Source organism: Hymenobacter arcticus (assembly GCF_054779975.1).
The window spans coordinates 736,033-753,349 of sequence record NZ_BAAGXF010000001.1 but is presented as its reverse complement, the minus strand read 5'-3'; the positions used below and the strand labels follow the sequence as shown (position 1 = coordinate 753,349).

Annotated in this window: 11 protein-coding genes; 5 read left to right on the top strand and 6 right to left on the bottom strand. The window is 61.7% G+C overall.

Going from position 1 to position 17,317, the window contains the following annotated elements:
* From ACYVGC_RS03275 to ACYVGC_RS03265, 3 genes are all read left to right on the top strand, one after another.
* On the top strand, nucleotides 1-630 hold the full coding sequence (locus tag ACYVGC_RS03275; RefSeq protein WP_460582344.1) for a YdcF family protein: 630 nt from the start codon (nucleotides 1-3) through the stop codon (nucleotides 628-630).
* A gap of 16 nt (nucleotides 631-646) precedes the next feature.
* Nucleotides 647-1,474 carry a phosphatase PAP2 family protein gene (locus ACYVGC_RS03270; protein ID WP_460582343.1) on the top strand — a complete coding sequence of 276 codons (828 nt, stop codon included), beginning with the start codon at nucleotides 647-649 and terminating at the stop codon, nucleotides 1,472-1,474.
* 85 nt (nucleotides 1,475-1,559) lie between these two features.
* On the top strand, nucleotides 1,560-2,087 hold the full coding sequence (locus ACYVGC_RS03265; RefSeq protein WP_460582342.1) for a hypothetical protein: 528 nt from the start codon (nucleotides 1,560-1,562) through the stop codon (nucleotides 2,085-2,087).
* Between the two features lie 62 nt (nucleotides 2,088-2,149).
* Here ACYVGC_RS03265 and ACYVGC_RS03260 read toward each other — a convergent pair whose 3' ends face one another.
* The 5 genes from ACYVGC_RS03260 to ACYVGC_RS03240 all read right to left on the bottom strand — a co-directional run bounded on the left by ACYVGC_RS03260 (nucleotide 2,150) and on the right by ACYVGC_RS03240 (nucleotide 10,538).
* Nucleotides 2,150-3,619 (bottom strand): glutamate synthase subunit beta, encoded by a 1,470-nt coding sequence (locus tag ACYVGC_RS03260; protein ID WP_460582341.1) that lies wholly within the window; start codon nucleotides 3,617-3,619, stop codon nucleotides 2,150-2,152.
* A gap of 103 nt (nucleotides 3,620-3,722) precedes the next feature.
* Nucleotides 3,723-4,157 carry an Imm7 family immunity protein gene (locus tag ACYVGC_RS03255; protein ID WP_460582340.1) on the bottom strand — a complete coding sequence of 145 codons (435 nt, stop codon included), beginning with the start codon at nucleotides 4,155-4,157 and terminating at the stop codon, nucleotides 3,723-3,725.
* 81 nt (nucleotides 4,158-4,238) lie between these two features.
* A complete protein-coding gene (gltB, locus tag ACYVGC_RS03250) occupies nucleotides 4,239-8,744 on the bottom strand; it encodes a glutamate synthase family protein (RefSeq protein WP_460582339.1) in 4,506 nt (1,501 codons plus the stop codon).
* Between the two features lie 308 nt (nucleotides 8,745-9,052).
* Entirely contained in the window at nucleotides 9,053-9,805 is a 753-nt protein-coding gene (ureG, locus tag ACYVGC_RS03245; RefSeq protein ID WP_460582338.1) for an urease accessory protein UreG, read from the bottom strand.
* A 64-nt stretch (nucleotides 9,806-9,869) separates the two neighbouring features.
* Nucleotides 9,870-10,538, bottom strand: a complete 669-nt coding sequence (locus ACYVGC_RS03240; RefSeq protein ID WP_460582337.1) for an urease accessory protein UreF — start codon at nucleotides 10,536-10,538, stop codon at nucleotides 9,870-9,872.
* A 348-nt stretch (nucleotides 10,539-10,886) separates the two neighbouring features.
* On the opposite strand from ACYVGC_RS03240, the gene ACYVGC_RS03235 reads away from it, so the two are divergent.
* Nucleotides 10,887-14,639 carry a PAS domain-containing protein gene (locus ACYVGC_RS03235; protein ID WP_460582336.1) on the top strand — a complete coding sequence of 1,251 codons (3,753 nt, stop codon included), beginning with the start codon at nucleotides 10,887-10,889 and terminating at the stop codon, nucleotides 14,637-14,639.
* A 36-nt stretch (nucleotides 14,640-14,675) separates the two neighbouring features.
* The gene (locus tag ACYVGC_RS03230; RefSeq protein WP_460582335.1) at nucleotides 14,676-15,101 is read left to right on the top strand and encodes a response regulator; all 426 of its coding nucleotides are present in this window, start codon (nucleotides 14,676-14,678) and stop codon (nucleotides 15,099-15,101) included.
* A gap of 493 nt (nucleotides 15,102-15,594) precedes the next feature.
* On the opposite strand, the gene ureC is transcribed toward ACYVGC_RS03230, so the two are convergent.
* The gene (ureC, locus tag ACYVGC_RS03225; RefSeq protein WP_460582334.1) at nucleotides 15,595-17,316 is read right to left on the bottom strand and encodes an urease subunit alpha; all 1,722 of its coding nucleotides are present in this window, start codon (nucleotides 17,314-17,316) and stop codon (nucleotides 15,595-15,597) included.
* Nucleotide 17,317 lies beyond the last annotated feature (1 nt).

Here is a 17,317-nt window from a genome sequence, read left to right as displayed (position 1 = left end):
ATGCCGCGTCATTCTTCCTGGCTTCCAAAGGTGAAATATGGCCTGGGCTTTCTACTAGCTTGGCTGCTGGTGCACACAGTGTTCATCTCGCTGGATGGCCTGCGCGACGGCCGGCAGCGCGCCGATATTGGCGTTATTCTCGGCAACAAAGTCAACGAGGATGGCACGCTGTCTGAGCGGCTTGCCCAGCGCCTGGCCTGCGGATTAGCGCTTTATCGCAGTGGCCGCGTGCCGCGCCTGTTGGTCAGCGGCGGGCTGGGTAAAGAGGGATTTCAGGAGGGCACTAAAATGCGGGAATATCTGCGCATTCACGGCGTACCCGATGCCGCAATTATAGTGGATAATGCCGGCAACAACACGCAGCAGACCGTGCGCAACACGGTGCTACTGCGGTCGAAGCTGCCCATCCGGAGTATCGTGGTAGTATCACAGTTTTACCACATCAGCCGTACCAAAATGCTGTATCGGCAGGCTGGCTTTGTGGAAGTAAGTGGTGCTAGCCCAGCTTACTTTGAGCTGCGTGACATATACTCGTTGCTACGCGAGTTCGTAGCATATTACCAAGCGCTGCTATTTCCGGAAGTCGCGGGTGCTTCTCCAATAACCATAGTAGGAAGCCCTGCGTTTTAGCTTCATTTTTTGCCTTATGAAGCCTCTTTCTACGCTGTTAATTACCGGCGCCTTAGGGCTGGCCAGCATCTCCGGCGTGGCCCAAACGGCCCGCTCGCCCTACCGCACGCGCTTTGCCCTCGATGCGCCCATCATTGCTGGCGAGCTGGCCGTGAGCAGCTTTGGCCTCTACCGCTCCATGCAGCGCGATGGCCTCAGTAACACCGAGCTGGCCGCGCTCAACAAGAACGACGTGCCCAAGTTTGACCGCTTTTCGGCGGGCTATTACAGCGAAAGCGCCCAGACGGCCAGCGACTTGCTCTGCTACCCCACGCTGGTCGTTGCCCCCGGCCTACTGGCCCTGAGCCCCGCCATTCGCAGCCACTACGGGCAAACGCTGGCGCTCTACGTGCAAACCGTGCTGGCCGCCGATGCCCTGTTTACCACTTCCATTGGCAATATCCCGCGCTACCGGCCCTTCCTCTACGGCTCCGGGGGCGGCGACCTACGCAACGGCCACATCCAAACCAACTCATTTTTTGCGGGCCACACCGCGCATACGGCCGCCGCTACGTTCTTCGCTGCCAAGGTTTTCCACGATTATAACCCCGACTCGCCGGCCCAGCCTTACGTGTGGGGCGCGGCGGCCGTGGTGCCCGCCGCCGTGGCCTATTTCCGCATTCAGGCCGGTAAGCATTTCCTCTCCGATAATATCGTGGGCTACGCCGTGGGGGCCACCATGGGCGTAGTGGTGCCGCAGCTGCACAAGGTGGCGAGCCGCCGGGGCATCTCGCTGGTGCCGCTGCAAGGCGTGAATGTGAATGGGTATTCGTACAGCGGGGTGCTGGTTAGCAAGCAGTTGTAAATTTGTAGCTATAGAGCTGATACAACGTAAAATCTAGCTACTTTACAGAGGCAAATAAGGCAGTTTAAGTACAATACTAGCACAAGTGAAAAGCGACTATAAAATCGAGAGAACTTGCTCAAATTGTAAATTTGAAGAACAGGTTTCTGTTTCAAAGCGAGAAGCTGCTTTTGAACTCGTTAACATTAATAAAATACTTGGACTGAAATGCCCTAGATGTTTTGAAGAGAAATTTACCGTTTCTTATCACTTGCCAACATTAGACCAAGAGTTACTCACTGAGTGGGCAAGGGACAAAGAAATTCACTTGATGCCGCAGGATGAAGAGTTGTTATTGGCTGATGAGCAATATTTAGAAATTATTCTTGCCGTTCTTGACGACTCTGAAACACTTGTAAATAAGAAATATGTATTGCTTGATGCGATGTGCGTTATTGTCTATGATAATAGTGTTAGCGACGGCAGCGTAGTTAATCTAAATTTTGACCTTAATCTTAAGAAACGGGTCTTAGAAGAATTAAGAAAACGTGAGGTATTGCTGCTTCAAGCAGGTGACTGGATTATGGATTATATTAAAAAAGTTGTGTATCCTCAGTTGACGATAAATTCTTAGAGAAGAAGCCCTGAAAGCAACTGCTTCCGGGGCTTCTCTTTTGCACTAAACCCAAATAACCCTCACCCAAACATCCCCACCGCGTTCTTGCTCGGCAAGTTTGTTTTGCCCATCAAATACATATCGACTTGCCGGGCCGCCTCGCGGCCTTCCGAGATGGCCCAGACGATGAGCGACTGGCCACGGCGCATGTCGCCGGCCACGAACACGCCGGGGACACTGGTGTGGTAGGTGGTTTCGGGGGCGTGCACGTTGCCGCGCTCATCCAGTGTTACGCCTAGCTGGCCGAGCAGGCCCGCGTTGGCGGGCCCGGTGAAGCCCAGGGCCAGCAGCACCAGCTGGCACGGGATTTCGCGGTCGGAGCCGGGCACTTCCTCGAAGCGGACGCGGCGGCCCAGGTCGTCGGTTTCCCAGGTTACATCGCTCACAAGCAGGGCGCGCACCTCCCCATTTTCGTCGCCCAGGAAGGCTTTGGTGTTCACGCCCCAGTAGCGCTGGCAGCCCTCCTCGTGCGAGCTGCTAGTGCGGAACACGGTGGGGTAGAGCGGCCAGGGCGTGTGGGCCGGGCGCTCTTCGCCGGGCTGGTGCATCATGGCAAACTGCGCTACCGACTTGGCCTGCTGGCGGTTGGCGGTGCCCACGCAGTCGGAGCCCGTGTCGCCGCTGCCAATTACCACCACGTCGAGGCCATCGGCCAGGATGTGCTCGCTGTCGACGGGCGTGTCGCTCACGCGGCGGTTTTGTTGCGTCAGATACTCCATCGCGTAGTGAATGCCTTTGAGGTCGCGTCCGGGCAGGGGCAGCTCGCGCGGGGCCGAGGCCCCGCCGGCCAGCACCACCGAATCGAAGGCGCGGCGCAGCTCGTCGGCCGAGATGTCGCGGCCGATTTCCACGTTGTAACGAAAGGTCACGCCGGCGTCTTCGAGCAGCTTGATGCGGCGCTCAATCACCCATTTCTCCAGCTTGAAATCGGGCACGCCGTAGCGCATGAGGCCGCCTGCGTGCGGGTCGCGCTCAAATACTGTCACGGTGTGGCCGGCCTCGGTGAGCTGCGCCGCCACGGCCATGCCGGCCGGGCCAGAGCCGACTACGGCCACCGTTTTGCCGGTTTTGAGCACCGGCGCGGTGGGCTGCACGTAGCCCTTCTCGAAGGCGATTTCGATGATGTGCTTCTCGATTTCCTCAATGGCCACCGGCGCGCTGTGGATGCTCAGCACGCACGCCGACTCGCAGGGCGCGGGGCAGATGCGGCCCGTAAACTCGGGAAAATTGTTGGTGGCCGAGAGGATGTCGTAGGCCTCGCGCCAGTCTTGCCGGTACACCGCCTCGTTGAACTCGGGGATGATATTGCCCAGCGGACAGCCTGAGTGACAGAACGGTACGCCGCAGTTCATGCAGCGCGCTGCCTGGTGGTGCAGCTCCTTTTCGGGGTAGAGGCCGATGAATTCCTGGTAGTGGGAGACGCGCTCGGTCGGGGCCGCTTTGGGCGGCGCGGTGCGCGGGTATTCTTTGAAACCGGTGATGTTGCCCATGGGTGCAGCCCCACCCCCCGACCCCACTCTGCTTTATCCGCAGAATCCTGCGGGGGAGAGAGAGCCTAGGCGGGTTTGGGAGTTATTTTAATTGGATTGAAAGTTAATCTTTTGGGGGATTGCTCTCGTCGTATTCTTTTTCGACCTCTTCGACATAAGGCGACAGGAAATGGTCGTTTGCTTTGACAAGTTTTCCTCGTTTTAAAACGAAGACTTGAAATTCATTATGATGTATTGCATCTTCGTCATCATGGAAATAAAGCATCCCATAGCTACCAGTTGAATTCTCGGCGACCCAAGTAAAAATATCCAAAGGATAGAAAGGACTGCCAGGATGATTATGCTGCACGTTTAGAGTAAAACAATCTAAACCGTTGCGGCTAATCAGACTACCACTCTGCCCTTCTTGGTCGCTAAGTACCCATGCACAATGCTTGAGAAGAAATTGCTTAAATGTGTACAAAAAGTTCTCTTGTTCAACAATTTCTGAATGGTAGTCGCTATATCGCAACGTAATCCAGCCATGTACTTCTACCATTGCAAACTTATCCTGATTTCTACTTGACAATAGCATCCTCCTCTCCTTTTCGGAGAGGGGGCCGGGGGGTGAGGCGCCCCGTTAGGCCACCTTCACCACCTTCTCCAGCACCCGCTTATACTCCAGCGGGAACACCTTCACAAACCGCCCCGCTTCCTCCTCCCAGTTGCCCAGCAGGTAATTAGCCAAGTGGCTGCCCGTCAGCTCCACGTGCTGCTTGAGCAGAGCCTGAATCTCCGCCTCGTCCGTTTCGGTGAGGCCTTCGAGGGCTACCATGTCGGGGTTGCAGTTCACGGGAAACTGGCCGGCGGGGTCGTATACCCAAGCCAGGCCGCCGCTCATGCCGGCGGCAAAATTGCGGCCCGTGCCACCCAGTACCAGCACCCGGCCGCCGGTCATGTACTCGCAGCCGTGGTCGCCCACGCCCTCGACTACGGCCGTGGCGCCCGAGTTGCGCACCGCGAAGCGCTCGCCCGCCTTGCCGCGCACGTAAAGCTCGCCCGAAGTTGCGCCGTAGAGCGCCACGTTGCCGATGAGGATGTTATTCTCGGGAATAAATGTGCTGGCGGCGGGCGGGAAAATAGCCAGCCGCGCCCCGCTCAGGCCCTTGCCCACGTAGTCGTTGGCTTCGCCTTCGAGCTTGAAAGTCAGGCCGCTGGCCGAGAACGCGCCGAAGCTCTGCCCGGCCGAGCCAGTGAACTTGTAGCGGATGGTATCGGCGGGCAGGCCGGCGGCGTGGTAGCGCTTGGCAATCTCGTTGGAGAGCAGCGTGCCGATGGTGCGGTCGGTGTTCTTCACGGCGAATTCGCCCGTTACCATTTCCTGGCGCTCCAGCGCGGGCTGGGCGTGGGCTAGTAGTTGCCAGTCAAGTACTTCGGCGATGCCGTGGTCCTGGCTTTCGCTGTTGTAGAGGGTGCCGCCCGAGATGTTGGGGGCCGGGTGCAGCACCGCGTCGAGGTCGATAAGCTTGGCTTTCCAGTGGCCGGCGTCGGGGTTCACTTTCAGGAATTCGCTGCGGCCCACCATTTCGTTAAGGGTACGGAAGCCCAGCTCGGCCATGATTTCGCGCAGCTCTTCGGCCAAAAAGCGGAAGAGGTTGACGATGTGCTCGGGCTTGCCACTGAACAACTTACGCAGCTCGGGGTCTTGGGTAGCCACGCCCACCGGGCAGGTGTTGAGGTGGCACTTGCGCATCATGATGCAGCCGCCCGCGATGAGGGCGGCCGTGGCCACGCCAAATTCTTCCGCCCCCAGCAGGGCGGCCACGGCGAGGTCGCGGCCGGTTTTGAGCTGGCCGTCGGCTTGCAGCACTACGCGGCTGCGGAGCTGATTGCGCAGCAGTGTCTGGTGCGCTTCTGCCAGGCCCAGCTCCCAGGGTAGGCCAGCGTGGCGGATGCTGCTAAGCGGCGACGCGCCCGTGCCGCCGTCGTAGCCCGAGATGAGAATTACGTCGGCGTGCGCCTTGGCCACGCCGGCCGCGATGGTCCCCACGCCCGCCTTGCTCACCAGCTTCACGTTGATGCGGGCGGCGCGGTTGGCGTTTTTGAGGTCGAAAATCAGTTGCGCCAGGTCTTCGATGGAGTAGATATCGTGGTGCGGTGGGGGCGAAATCAACCCCACGCCGGGCGTGGCGTGGCGCACCTTCGCAATCCAGTCATCTACCTTGTGGCCAGGCAGTTGGCCGCCCTCGCCGGGCTTGGCGCCCTGGGCCATTTTTATTTGCAGCTCGTCGGCGTTGGTGAGATAATGCGCCGTGACGCCGAAGCGGGCCGAGGCGATTTGCTTGATGGCCGAGCGCATGGAGTCGCCGTTTTCCATGTGCTCGTAGCGCAGCGGGTCTTCGCCGCCCTCACCGGTATTGCTCTTGCCGCCGATGCGATTCATGGCGATGGCTAGCGTGCTGTGCGCCTCGTGCGAGATGCTGCCAAACGACATGGCGCCGGTGGCAAAGCGCTTCATCAGCGCCTCGGCCGGCTCCACTTCTTCGAGGGCAATGCTGGGCCGGTGCTTGGCGAAGCCCAAAAGCCCCCTAATGGTAAAGAGCTGGTTGGGGTGCTCGTTCAGCAGCTGGGCGTACTTCTTGTACGTCTGATAATTACCCGTGCGCGTGGCGTGTTGCAGCAGGTGCACCGTTTCAGGGTTGAACATGTGGGCCTCGCCCTTGCGCCGCCACTGGTACACGCCGCCCGCGTCGAGCAGTTCGGGGCCCACCGTGCTTTCCTGCTTGTAGCCGTGGTGGTGCTTGTAGAGCGTTTCTTTAGCAATTTCATCCAGCCCCAACCCCTGAATACGGGTCACGGCGCCGGTGAAATACTGGTCCACCACGCTTTGATTAAGTCCCAGTATTTCAAATACTTGTGCGCCGTGGTAGCTCTGCAAGGTCGAAATTCCCATCTTCGAGAAAATCTTCAGCAGCCCGTCGCACACCGCCTTGATGTAGTTGTAGGCCAGCTTTTCGGCCGGCAAATCGGCGCCTAGCAGCCCCGCCGCGTGGCGCGTCTGGATGGTCGCCAGCGCTAAATACGGGTTAATCGCCGTGGCCCCAAACGACAGCAGGCAGGCAAAATGATGCACTTCCCACACGTCGCCGGCCTCTACCACCAGGCCCACCGAGCCGCGCATGCCGCGCTTGATGAGGTGGTGATGCACCGCCGACACCGCCAGCAGCGACGGAATGGGTGCGTGCTCCGAGTCCATGGCCCGGTCGGAAAGAATGAGTACCTCAAAGCCGTCATCCACTGCATCTTGTGCGTAGCGGCACAGGCGCTCTACGCCGCGCTGCAAGGCGCCCGGCTTGCCGTCGGCCTTGAAATAGGTTTGCAGGGTTTTGGCCTGAAACGAGCCAGTGTCGATGCTGCGCAGCTTTTCGAGCTCACGGTTGCTGAGGATGGGCTGCTTGGCGGCCACGCAGTGGCAGTGGCGCGGGTCCTCGTCCAGGATGTTGCCGTTGTTGCCGATGAAGGTGGCCAGGCTCATCACCAGCCGCTCGCGGATGGGGTCGATGGGCGGGTTGGTGACCTGCGCAAAAAACTGCTTGAAGTAGCTGCTCAGGTGCTGCGGCTGGTCGGAGAGTACGGCCAGGGGCACGTCCACGCCCATCGAGCCGATGGGTTCCTTGGCTTCCAGGGCCATCGGGGCGATGATGGTTTCGAGGTCTTCGCGGGTGTAGCCGAAGGCCTGCTGGAATTTCATCACGGCCTCCGCGCCGAGGTCGGTGAAGGTGAGGCGCGGCTCGGCCAGGTCTTCCATCCGAATCTGGTAGTTATCCAGCCAGGTGCCATAGGGCTGCTGCCCAGCGGCTTGCGCCTTTATTTCGCGGTCGGTGAGGATGCGGCCGGCGGCCATATCCACCACAAACATTTTGCCCGGCTGCAAGCGGCCCTTCTTGATAATCGTCTCCGGGGCCAGCGGCAGCGTGCCCGCCTCGGAGGCCACCAATACGCGCCCGTCGTTGGTGATGGCGTAGCGCAAAGGCCGCAGGCCGTTGCGGTCGAGCATGGCGCCCACCAGGTTGCCATCGGTGAAGTTGAGCGCCGCCGGGCCGTCCCAGGGGGCCATAAAGGTGGCGTGAAACTCGTAGAACGCCTTTTTGAGCGGGTCCATCTGCTCGTTGCCGTCCCAGGCCTCGGGCACCAGCATCATCAGCACGTGGGGCAGCGAGCGGCCGCAGTGCGTGAGCAATTCCACGATGTTATCGAGGCAGGCCGAGTCCGACTGGCCCGCGTCAATTACGGGCAGCAAAATCTCCATTTCCTCCGCCGAAAAGTAGGGCGAGGTATAGGTAGGCAGGCCGGCATAGAACCAGTTGAGGTTGCCGCGCAACGTGTTAATCTCCCCATTATGAGCGAGATAGCGAAAGGGCTGCGCCAGCCGCCATGAGGGCATGGTATTGGTCGAAAAGCGCGAGTGCACCAGCCCAAACGCCGACGTCACACGCTCGTCGCTCAGGTCGGGGTAGTACATGCCCACCTGATAAGTGGTCAACTGCCCCTTGTACACAATGGTGCGGCACGAGAGCGAAGCGAAGTAAAACGCCTCCATCGCCGTCGGCAGCTGCTCCTTCAAGTTCTTGATAATCAACCGACGCAACACGTATAGCTTGCGGTCGAAGTCGGCCTCCGTAGTCACCCCAGTGGGCCGCGCCAGAAACAGCTGCTCCATCACCGGCTCGGCCGATAGGGCCGTGACGCCGATGCCCGCGGTGCGCACCGGCACCGGCCGGTAGCCCAGCACCGGAATGCCCAGCTGCTGCGCCGCCGCCGCGATGATGGCGCGGGTGCCTTCGCGCAGCGTGGAGTCCTTCGGGAAAAACACCATGCCCACGCCGTAGCCGCCCGGCTCGGGCAGCCGGATGCCGTGCTTCACGCACTCCTCCAGCAAAAACCAGTGCGGCAGCTGAATGAGCACGCCCGCGCCGTCGCCCGAGTCGGAATCGCAGCCGCACGCGCCGCGGTGCTCCATATTGGCGAGCATAGTGAGGGCGTCGGCCACAATCTGGTGGCTCTTGCGCCCGTCGATGTACGTAATGAAGCCCGTGCCGCACGCATCGTGCTCAAACTCGGGCCGGTAAAGAGTGGGCGTGGTCATTTCAAGTAGAAATTAGGCGAGCTGCAGCGCGGACTTTCAGTCCGCGACTTGGGGCGTTTAGTGCTCGCGGACGGAAAGTCCGCGCTACTTCCGGGCCGGGCACGGCTTCGCGGCGCTGGCCCCAAGCTGCTTTCGAAAAAACAGCGAGGCTAGTGCCGAAAATCGGCATCCGTGATGGGTGGGGGAGGGGAGGGAGAGGGTAGAAGCGCGGGCTAACAAAGTCAGCCGTTGCCGGGGCAGTTTGGCGCAGTGGGTGCGCAAACCGCAGAGTAAGATACGCCGCCGCCAGCAAACAGCAGGCTAAGTAGTTAGCGGCGGTCTTCGCGCACGGCGGCCAGGGCGCGGGCCCGGGCCGAGTGAATGTGCTCGATGATGGCGGCTAAGTTATGGCCATCGGAGGCGCGGGCAAACACAAAGGGCCCATCACCACGCATTTTTTTTGAATCGCGGTCCATTACGGCAAGGTCGGCCTTTACCAATGGGGCCAGGTCTATCTTATTGATAATCAATAGGTCAGACTGCGTAATACCGGGCCCACCCTTGCGCGGAATTTTGTCGCCGCCCGACACGTCGATGACGTAAATGGAGTAATCGACCAGCTCGCGGCTGAAGTGGGCGGCCAGGTTGTCGCCGCCGCTTTCTACAAATAGGTAATCGATTTGATTATCAAACCGTAACATCAGGCCTTCGAGCGCGTCCATGTTCAGCGAAATGTCTTCCCGGATGGCGGCGTGGGGGCAGCCACCGGTTTCGACACCCACGATGCGGTCGGCGGTGAGGGCGCTCTCGCGGATGAGAAACTCGGCATCCTCACGGGTAAAAATATCGTTGGTGACCACGCCCAGGCGGTAGTCGCCCCGCAGGTTTTCGCACAACGCCTTGAGCAGGGCCGTTTTGCCGGTGCCCACCGGCCCGCCGATGCCCACCGTAAAGGCGCGCTTGCGGAAGTTGCGGTAGGGCGGCAGCCGCCGCGTTTCGCGGGCGGCAAAGTCGCCGGGCGACTCCAGGGCCTCGTGGCTGTGGCCGTGCAGAAGGAGGGCGAGCTTATCGACGAAAGCCATAGGTGGGCGGGTTATTCTACGAAGTTACCACTGCGTACCTCAGCGGTAACTTCTTAAACGATAGTCAGTTTTGAAACAGCCGCGAGTAAATGTCGTCGTGCAGCAGCTGGGCCACGTCGAGCAGCACGGTGCAGCGCGTGGCCTCGGTGTAGGGCCGAATATCCGCCGCGCTCAGCAAATTATCAAAAACGGCGTAAAAATCGTGTTGCAGCCGGTGCCCCGCCATCGGCCCGATGAAGCCCAGGCGAATGGCCGCGCTCAGCTGGTCGCGCAGGACCAGGTGCAGGTAAGTAGCCTGAATAGCAGCCTGGGCAAAACCGGTTTTGCCCAGGCTCAGGCCGAATAACGGCACAAAATGCGCGGGTACTTGCCGCCGCGCTAGTTCTTCGCCCAGCTGGGCCAGCCCGGCTTCGGGATAAAATGAATCGAGCAGCTTGAGCCAGTTTTTGCCCTGCGTGAGGCTGGCGCGGTGCAATGCGGGCGCGAGCAGCTGGGCATCGTACTCAGTGAGTAAATTATCTAACTCGTTATCAATTAATAAGATAGCCGAGGTAATAAACGGCAACTCGAAGCTAACTGCTTGCTGGAGAAACGAATAGAGGTAGGCCCGAAACTCCGTTTCGGTGCGCACCAGGCCAAAGGTGAGGCTGCTTTCCAGGCCGTAGGAGTAGGCGAAGGAGCCGGTGGGCAGCGCCGAATCGGCGAGGTGGAGCAAGCGGGCGAGTTGGGGCACGGGGAGCGAGATGGGTGGGCAAGCTACGCCGCGGCGCCGGACGGGGCGGCCCCGGCGGCGACAGGGCTAGGGTTGGCGAGGCATTTTGGGGAGGGCTGCGCCGGGTAGCCGGTAGAAAAACTGTGCGGAGTAATAGCTTAATAACTTATATTTGGCTGCCAGCCGGCACCCAAAAAACGCTTTAGCCCAGCACTGCCGAGGACCGTAGAAGGGCAATGACTTGTAAAAATGCTAACTAGTTGATTAGCTGCACAAAAAAGGCGTGCGCCTGTGTTGGATGCGGCTATTTTGCAAGCTTGTACTTGCAACCTACCTTGTGATTATCCTACCTGGCATTTGCGCTGCGCCATGACTTTTCCCATCCATCCTACCCCTGCCGCCCTGGTCTTACCGGCGCTGCTGCTGGATGCCCTGCGGGAAGGGGTGGTGCAGTTGAGGCCCGTGTATGCCGAGGCCGACCCGACAAACCTGGTTGACTTTGCCTACGTGCGGCTCAACCCCGCCGCCCAGCGCCTGCTGGAGCTACCCGCGCAGCCGGCCGGCACCCTGCTGGGCCCCGCGTACCCGCAGCCGGCGCTGCTGGCCTTTTGCCGCGCAGCGTTTGCCGAAGCTGCCGCCGGCCAGCCCAGCCCGCCACACCGCTACGAAGACGGCCGCGGCGGCTGGCACGTAACGGCCCAGCGCCAGGACGCCCACCTGATGCTGCTGTTTGCCGAGGCACCTGCCCCGGCGGTGCCCGCTGCGCGCTACCAAATGTATGAGCAAGCCCCGGCCGCAATTTGCCTGATGCGCGGGCCACACCATGAGTTTGAATACTACAACGCGGCGTATCGGCGGCTGATGCCGGGCCGCGAGCTGCTGGGGCGCCGCGTGGCCGAGGCGCTGCCCGAGCTGGACAAGCAGAACTCACTGGCCCGGCTAGACCGCGTGTACGAGACGGGCAACACGTATACAGAGGCCGAAAAGCCAATGGTTATTGGCATATACGCCAACCAGCCGCCGCACACCTGTTACTTCAACTTTACGTACCAAGCCTACCACGAGCACGGCCAGGTGGTGGGCGTTGCTATTTTTGCTTTCGATGTAACGGAGCAGGTGCTGGCCCGCCGGCAGCTGCAGCAGCTCAACGAGGAGCTGGCGGCCCGCGTGGCGGCCGGCGTGGCCGAGGCCCAGCAGGCCCGGGCCGAGGCGGAGCGCCAGCGCCAGCGCCTGGAGCGCCTGTTTGAGCAGTCGCCGGTGGCCATCTGCATTCTCGACGGCCCCGCGCTGGTGCACGAGTTGGTAAACCCCGTATACCAGCAATTATTTCCGGGTATGCCCCTGCTGGGCCGGCCGCTGCAAGACGTGTACTCGGGCGAAGATGGGCCGGCCCTGCTGGCCCTGCTGCATAGCGTGTACAACACGGGCCGCACCTGCCAGGGCCGCGAGGTGTGCCGGCAACTGCCCACCGCCCCCGGCGGCCAGCTGGCAGACCATTATTTCAACTGCCTTTACCAGGCGCGCTACGGCGCGCACGAGGTCATCGACGGCGTGCTCATCTTCGCCGTTGACGTGACGCAGCAGGTGCGCGCGCGCCGCCAGGTGCAGCAGCTCAACGAAGAGCTGGAAACCCGCGTGCAGGCGCGCACCCGCGAGGCCCGGGCCGCCCGCGCCGAAGCCGAAACGCAGCGGCAGCAGCTGCAGGCCATTATTCAGCAGGCCCCGGTGCCCATCAGCTACGTGGAGGGGCCCGACCTGCGCCTGGTGGCCTTCAATGCTACTGCGGGCGAGGTGTGGGGCCACCCGCCGCACGAGCTACTGGGCCGCCCCCTGCTCGAAGCCCTGCCCCAGCTGCAAGGCAAAGGATTTGACGAGCTGCTGCACCAGGTAATGCGCACGCGCACGCCGCTGCGGGGGCAGGAGCTGGAGTTGCTTGTGCCGCGCAACGGGGAGCTGGTGGCCGGCTACTTCAACATTGTGTACCAGCCTTTGCTCAACGAGCAGAACCAGGTAACGGGCGTGCTCACCATTGCCAACGACGTGACGGAGCAGGTGCTGGCCCGCCGCCAGGTGCACCTGCTCAACCAGGAGCTGGAATGCCGCGTGGCCGCCGGCGTGGCCGAGGCCCAGCAAGCCCGCGCCGCCTCCGAGCGCGAGCGCCAGCGCCTAGAGCGCTTTTTTGAGCAAGCCCCGGCCGCCATCTGCGTGCTCAACGGGCCCGGGCTGGTGTTTGAGTTCATTAACCCCATCTTGCAGGCACTGCTACCGGGCCGCCCGCTGCTGGGGCTGCCCCTGCTCACGGCCCTGCCCGAACTGGCCAGCCACCCCGTGTGGCAGCTGCTGCAGCGCGTGTACGCCACCGGCGAAACCCACGAGGAAACGTGCCTACACTTGCCCCTGGTGCAGCACCCTGGCAGTCCGCCGGCCGATTTCTACTTCCGGGGTGTGGGGCAGGCCTGCTACGACGAGCACAGCCGCATCAACGGGGTGCTGGTATTTGGCATAGACGTTACGGCCCAGGTGCGGGAGCAGCAGCGTGCCGAAGCCCTGCAGGCCGAAGTGCTGGCCGCCGTGCAGCGCCGGGCACAGGAGCGCGAAACGTATTACCAGGTATTTGCCCAAACACCCGCCCTGGTGGCCCTCATGTACGGGCCCGAGTTTCGGTACGACTACCTGAACGAAGCTTTTGCGGGCTTGTTTCCCGGCCGCGAGCTGCATGGCCGCCGCATGGCCGATGCCCTCCCCGAAGCCGGGCCGCAGGGCTTTCTGGAGCTGGTGGCGCGGGTATATGAAACGGGCGAAGCCTTTTCGGGCACCGAATTGCCGCTGGTCATCACCCAGCCCACCGGCCCGCCGCTGGTGCGCTACTTCAACTTTACGTACCAGGCCTACCACGAAAACGGGGTGATTACGGGCGTTTCCGTTTTTGCCTACGACGTGAGCGAGCAGGTGCGCGCGCGCCAGGAGCGCGACGCCGGCCTGGCCCGCATGCAAACCGTGTTTGAGCAGGCCCCCGTGGCCCTGGCCCTGCTGGCGGGCCCCACCTACGTGGTGGAGGTGGCCAACCCGGCCATTTGTGAGCTGTGGGGCCGCTCTCTGGCCGAGGTGCTGAGGCAGCCCCTGTTTGAAGTGCTGCCGGAGGTAGTGGACCAGGGCTACCCGCACATCCTCGATGAGGTGCGGCGCACGGGCATGCCCTTTGTGGCCCAGGAGCTCCCCGCGCAACTAGTGCGGCAGGGAAGGTCCGAAAAGGTATATTTTCACTTTGTCTATCAGCCTCTTATCAATGAGCAAGGGCAGGTGACGGCCGTGGTGATAGTGGCCACCGATGTGAGCCAGCGCGTGCTGGCCCGCCAGCAGCTGGCCCAGGCCAACGCCGAGCTGCGCACCACCAACGCCCACCTCACCCGCACCAACGCCGACCTGGACAACTTTATCTACACCGCCTCGCACGACCTCAAAGCGCCCATCTCCAACATCGAAGGCCTGCTGCTGCTGCTTCGTAAGCAGCTGCCCGCCGAGGCCCGGCAGGCCGGCCTGGTGCCCCGCGTGCTGGACATGATGCGGGGGTCCATCGAGCGCTTTCAGCTTACCATTGCCCAGCTCACCGACCTCTCGCGCTTGCAGCAAGCCCACGCCGAGCCCGCCGAGCCCCTCAACCTGGCCGCCGTGGTGGAGGCCGTGCGCCTCGACCTAGCTCCCGAGTTTGAGGCCACCGATGCCCAGCTCACGCTAGACCTCACGGCCTGCGCCACCATCTCGTTCACGCCCCAGCACCTGCGCTCGGTGGTCTACAACCTGCTCAGCAACGCCGTGAAGTACCACCAGCCCGGCCGGCCGCCCCACGTAAAGCTGCGCTGCTACAGCACCGGCAGCAGCACGCTGCTGGAGGTGCAGGACAATGGCCTGGGCCTGAGCGAGAAGCAGCAGGGCAAGCTCTTCGGCCTGTTTCAGCGCCTGCACGCGCACGTGCCCGGCTCGGGCGTGGGCCTCTACATGGTCAAGCGCATTGTCGAAAACGCGGGCGGCACCGTCACGGTGCAGAGCCAGCCGGGGGTGGGCTCCACCTTTGTGGTGGCGTTGCCGCACGCATTTCCAGCCCCGCCGGAAGAATTATCGTAGATAGATAACCCATTGTTTACTATTGCATTAAGATTTATGCAAAAACTCCCCTGCATCTTGTTGGTCGACGACGACCCCACCACCAATTTTCTGCACGAGCAGCTGCTGCTCAGCCTGGGCGTAACCGACCACTGCCTGGTGGCCGAAAACGGGGAGGAGGCCCTGGCCCTGCTTGCCGAAGCCGACGAGGCCCTGGTGCCGGCCCTGGTGCTGCTCGATGTGCATATGCCCGTGATGGGCGGGGTAGAATTTCTGGAAGCCTACGTGCAGCCCGCCACGCCGCCGCCTGTCATCGTGGTGCTTACCACCTCGGTGCACCCCCGCGACCAGTCGCGCCTGGCCGAGCTTTCGGTGGCCAACTGCGTCACCAAGCCCCTCACCCGCGAAAAAATCAATACCCTGTTGCAACAGCACTTTCAGCGCCAGCTCCCCCCCGAGGTGTTGCTGGATAAAGAGGCATAAGTATGAGGTATAAAATACTCACAATAAGGTAGTTGGTGTAGTAAGGGCCGCGGCGGGCAGGTAGCTGGCTGCGGGCTGGCGAAGTTGCCCTCGCTGCCGCTGAAAAGCAAGCGGCTGGTGGGGCAGGAGTCTATCTTTGCCGCACTCGCGTTTGGTACGTCCCCCAGCCTACGGCTACTCTGCAAAAAGAGAAGCCCCGGCTGCGCTAACAGTCAGGGCTTCGAGAAGTGTGGGGGTTAATGCAAAACCCTTTACTTCTGAGGAGATGAAAAAGGACAGCGCGAAGAAACTGGTAAATAAGTGGTTTGTGCCGCTTGTTTTTGAGCTTCTGAAAGGGATAGCAAAAGGCGCAGGCCTCTTGTTGCTCTCTCATTTGCTCAGGTAGTTTCGGTAAGGGCATCGGCCGGTAGGTCGGTGCCCTTATTAGTTGTACAAAATTACACTACTTTACACAAAAGTGTAAGCAAAAGTTACACCGTCCTACAATGCTCTTCTAAAACAGATTATACAGCTGCGCCAGCGGCAGTGTCTGCGCCGGCTCGCACGTCAGGTGCACGCCATCCACCATCACCCGGTACGTCTCCGGGTCCACCGAAATGTTGGGTAGGTAGTCGTTCAGCGCCATGTCTTTCTTGGCCACCGTGCGGCAGCCTTTCACCGCCACCACGCGCTTGCTGAGGCCATATTCCGAAGAAACCTTTTCCAGCGAAGCGCCCGATACGAACGCCACTGAGCAATACCCTACGCCTCCGCCATACGCCCCGAACATGGGCCGCGAAAACGAGGGCTGCGGCGTCGGAATGGAGGCGTTGGGGTCGCCCATCTGGGCCTGCACTATCACGCCGCCTTTGAGAATCATTTCCGGCCGCGAGCCGAACAGGGCCGGCTTCCAGAGCACCAAATCGGCCAGCTTACCAATTTCGACGGAGCCGATTTCGTGGGCCATGCCGTGGGCGCGGGCGGGGTTGATGGTGTACTTGGCCACGTAGCGGCGGGCGCGGAAGTTGTCGTTCGGGCGGCTAGCGTCGGCGTCTTCGGGCAGGGGGCCGCGCTGCTGGCGCATCTTGTGGGCCGTTTGCCAGGTGCGGGTAATTACCTCGCCCACCCGGCCCATGGCCTGCGAGTCGGAGCTAATGATGCTCAGCGCGCCCATGTCGTGCAGAATGTCCTCGGCGGCAATGGTTTCGGGGCGGATGCGGCTCTCGGCAAAGGCCACGTCCTCGGGGATGTTCTTGTCGAGGTGGTGGCACACGAGCAGCATGTCGAGGTGCTCGTCGATGGTGTTCACCGTGAACGGCCGCGTGGGGTTGGTACTCGACGGAATGACGTTGGGCTCGCCGCAAATCTTGATGATGTCGGGCGCGTGCCCGCCGCCCGCGCCCTCCGTGTGGTACGAGTGGATGGTGCGGCCCTTGAAGGCCGCCACCGAGTTCTCCACGAAGCCGCTCTCGTTGAGTGTATCGGTGTGAATGCACACCTGCACGTCGTACTTATCGGCGATAGTCAGGCAGTTATCAATCGCGGCGGGGGTGGTGCCCCAGTCCTCGTGCAGCTTAAAGCCCAGCGCCCCGGCCTCTACCTGCTCGGCCAGCCCCTCGGGCTTCGAAGAGTTGCCCTTGCCCAAAAACCCGAAATTCATGGGGAAAGCGTCGGTGGCCTTGAGCATCAGCTCGATATAAAACGCGCCCGGCGTGCAGGTGGTGGCCGTGGTGCCGGCGGCCGGACCGGTGCCGCCGCCCACCATCGTGGTCACGCCCGAGGCCAGCGCCTCGGTTATCTGCTGCGGGCAAATGAAGTGGATGTGGCAGTCGATGCCGCCCGCCGTGAGGATGTGCCCCTCGCCGGCCACCACTTCGGTGGTCACGCCCACCACCATGCCGGCCGTCACGCCGGGCATGATGTGCGGGTTGCCCGCCTTGCCAATGCCCACGATGCGCCCGCCCTTGATGCCGATATCGGCCTTGTACACACCGGTGTAGTCGAGTACCAGCGCATTGGTAATCAGCAAGTCGAGCGCGCCTCCGGGCCCGATGCCGGCCGCCTGCCCCATGCCGTCGCGCAGGGTTTTGCCGCCGCCAAACTTGCATTCCTCGCCGTACACGCAGTAGTCGCGCTCGACCTCCAGCAGCAGGTCGGTATCGCCCAGGCGCACCCGGTCGCCCACGGTCGGGCCATACATAGCGGCATACGCCTGCCGAGAAAGGGGTAGGGACATG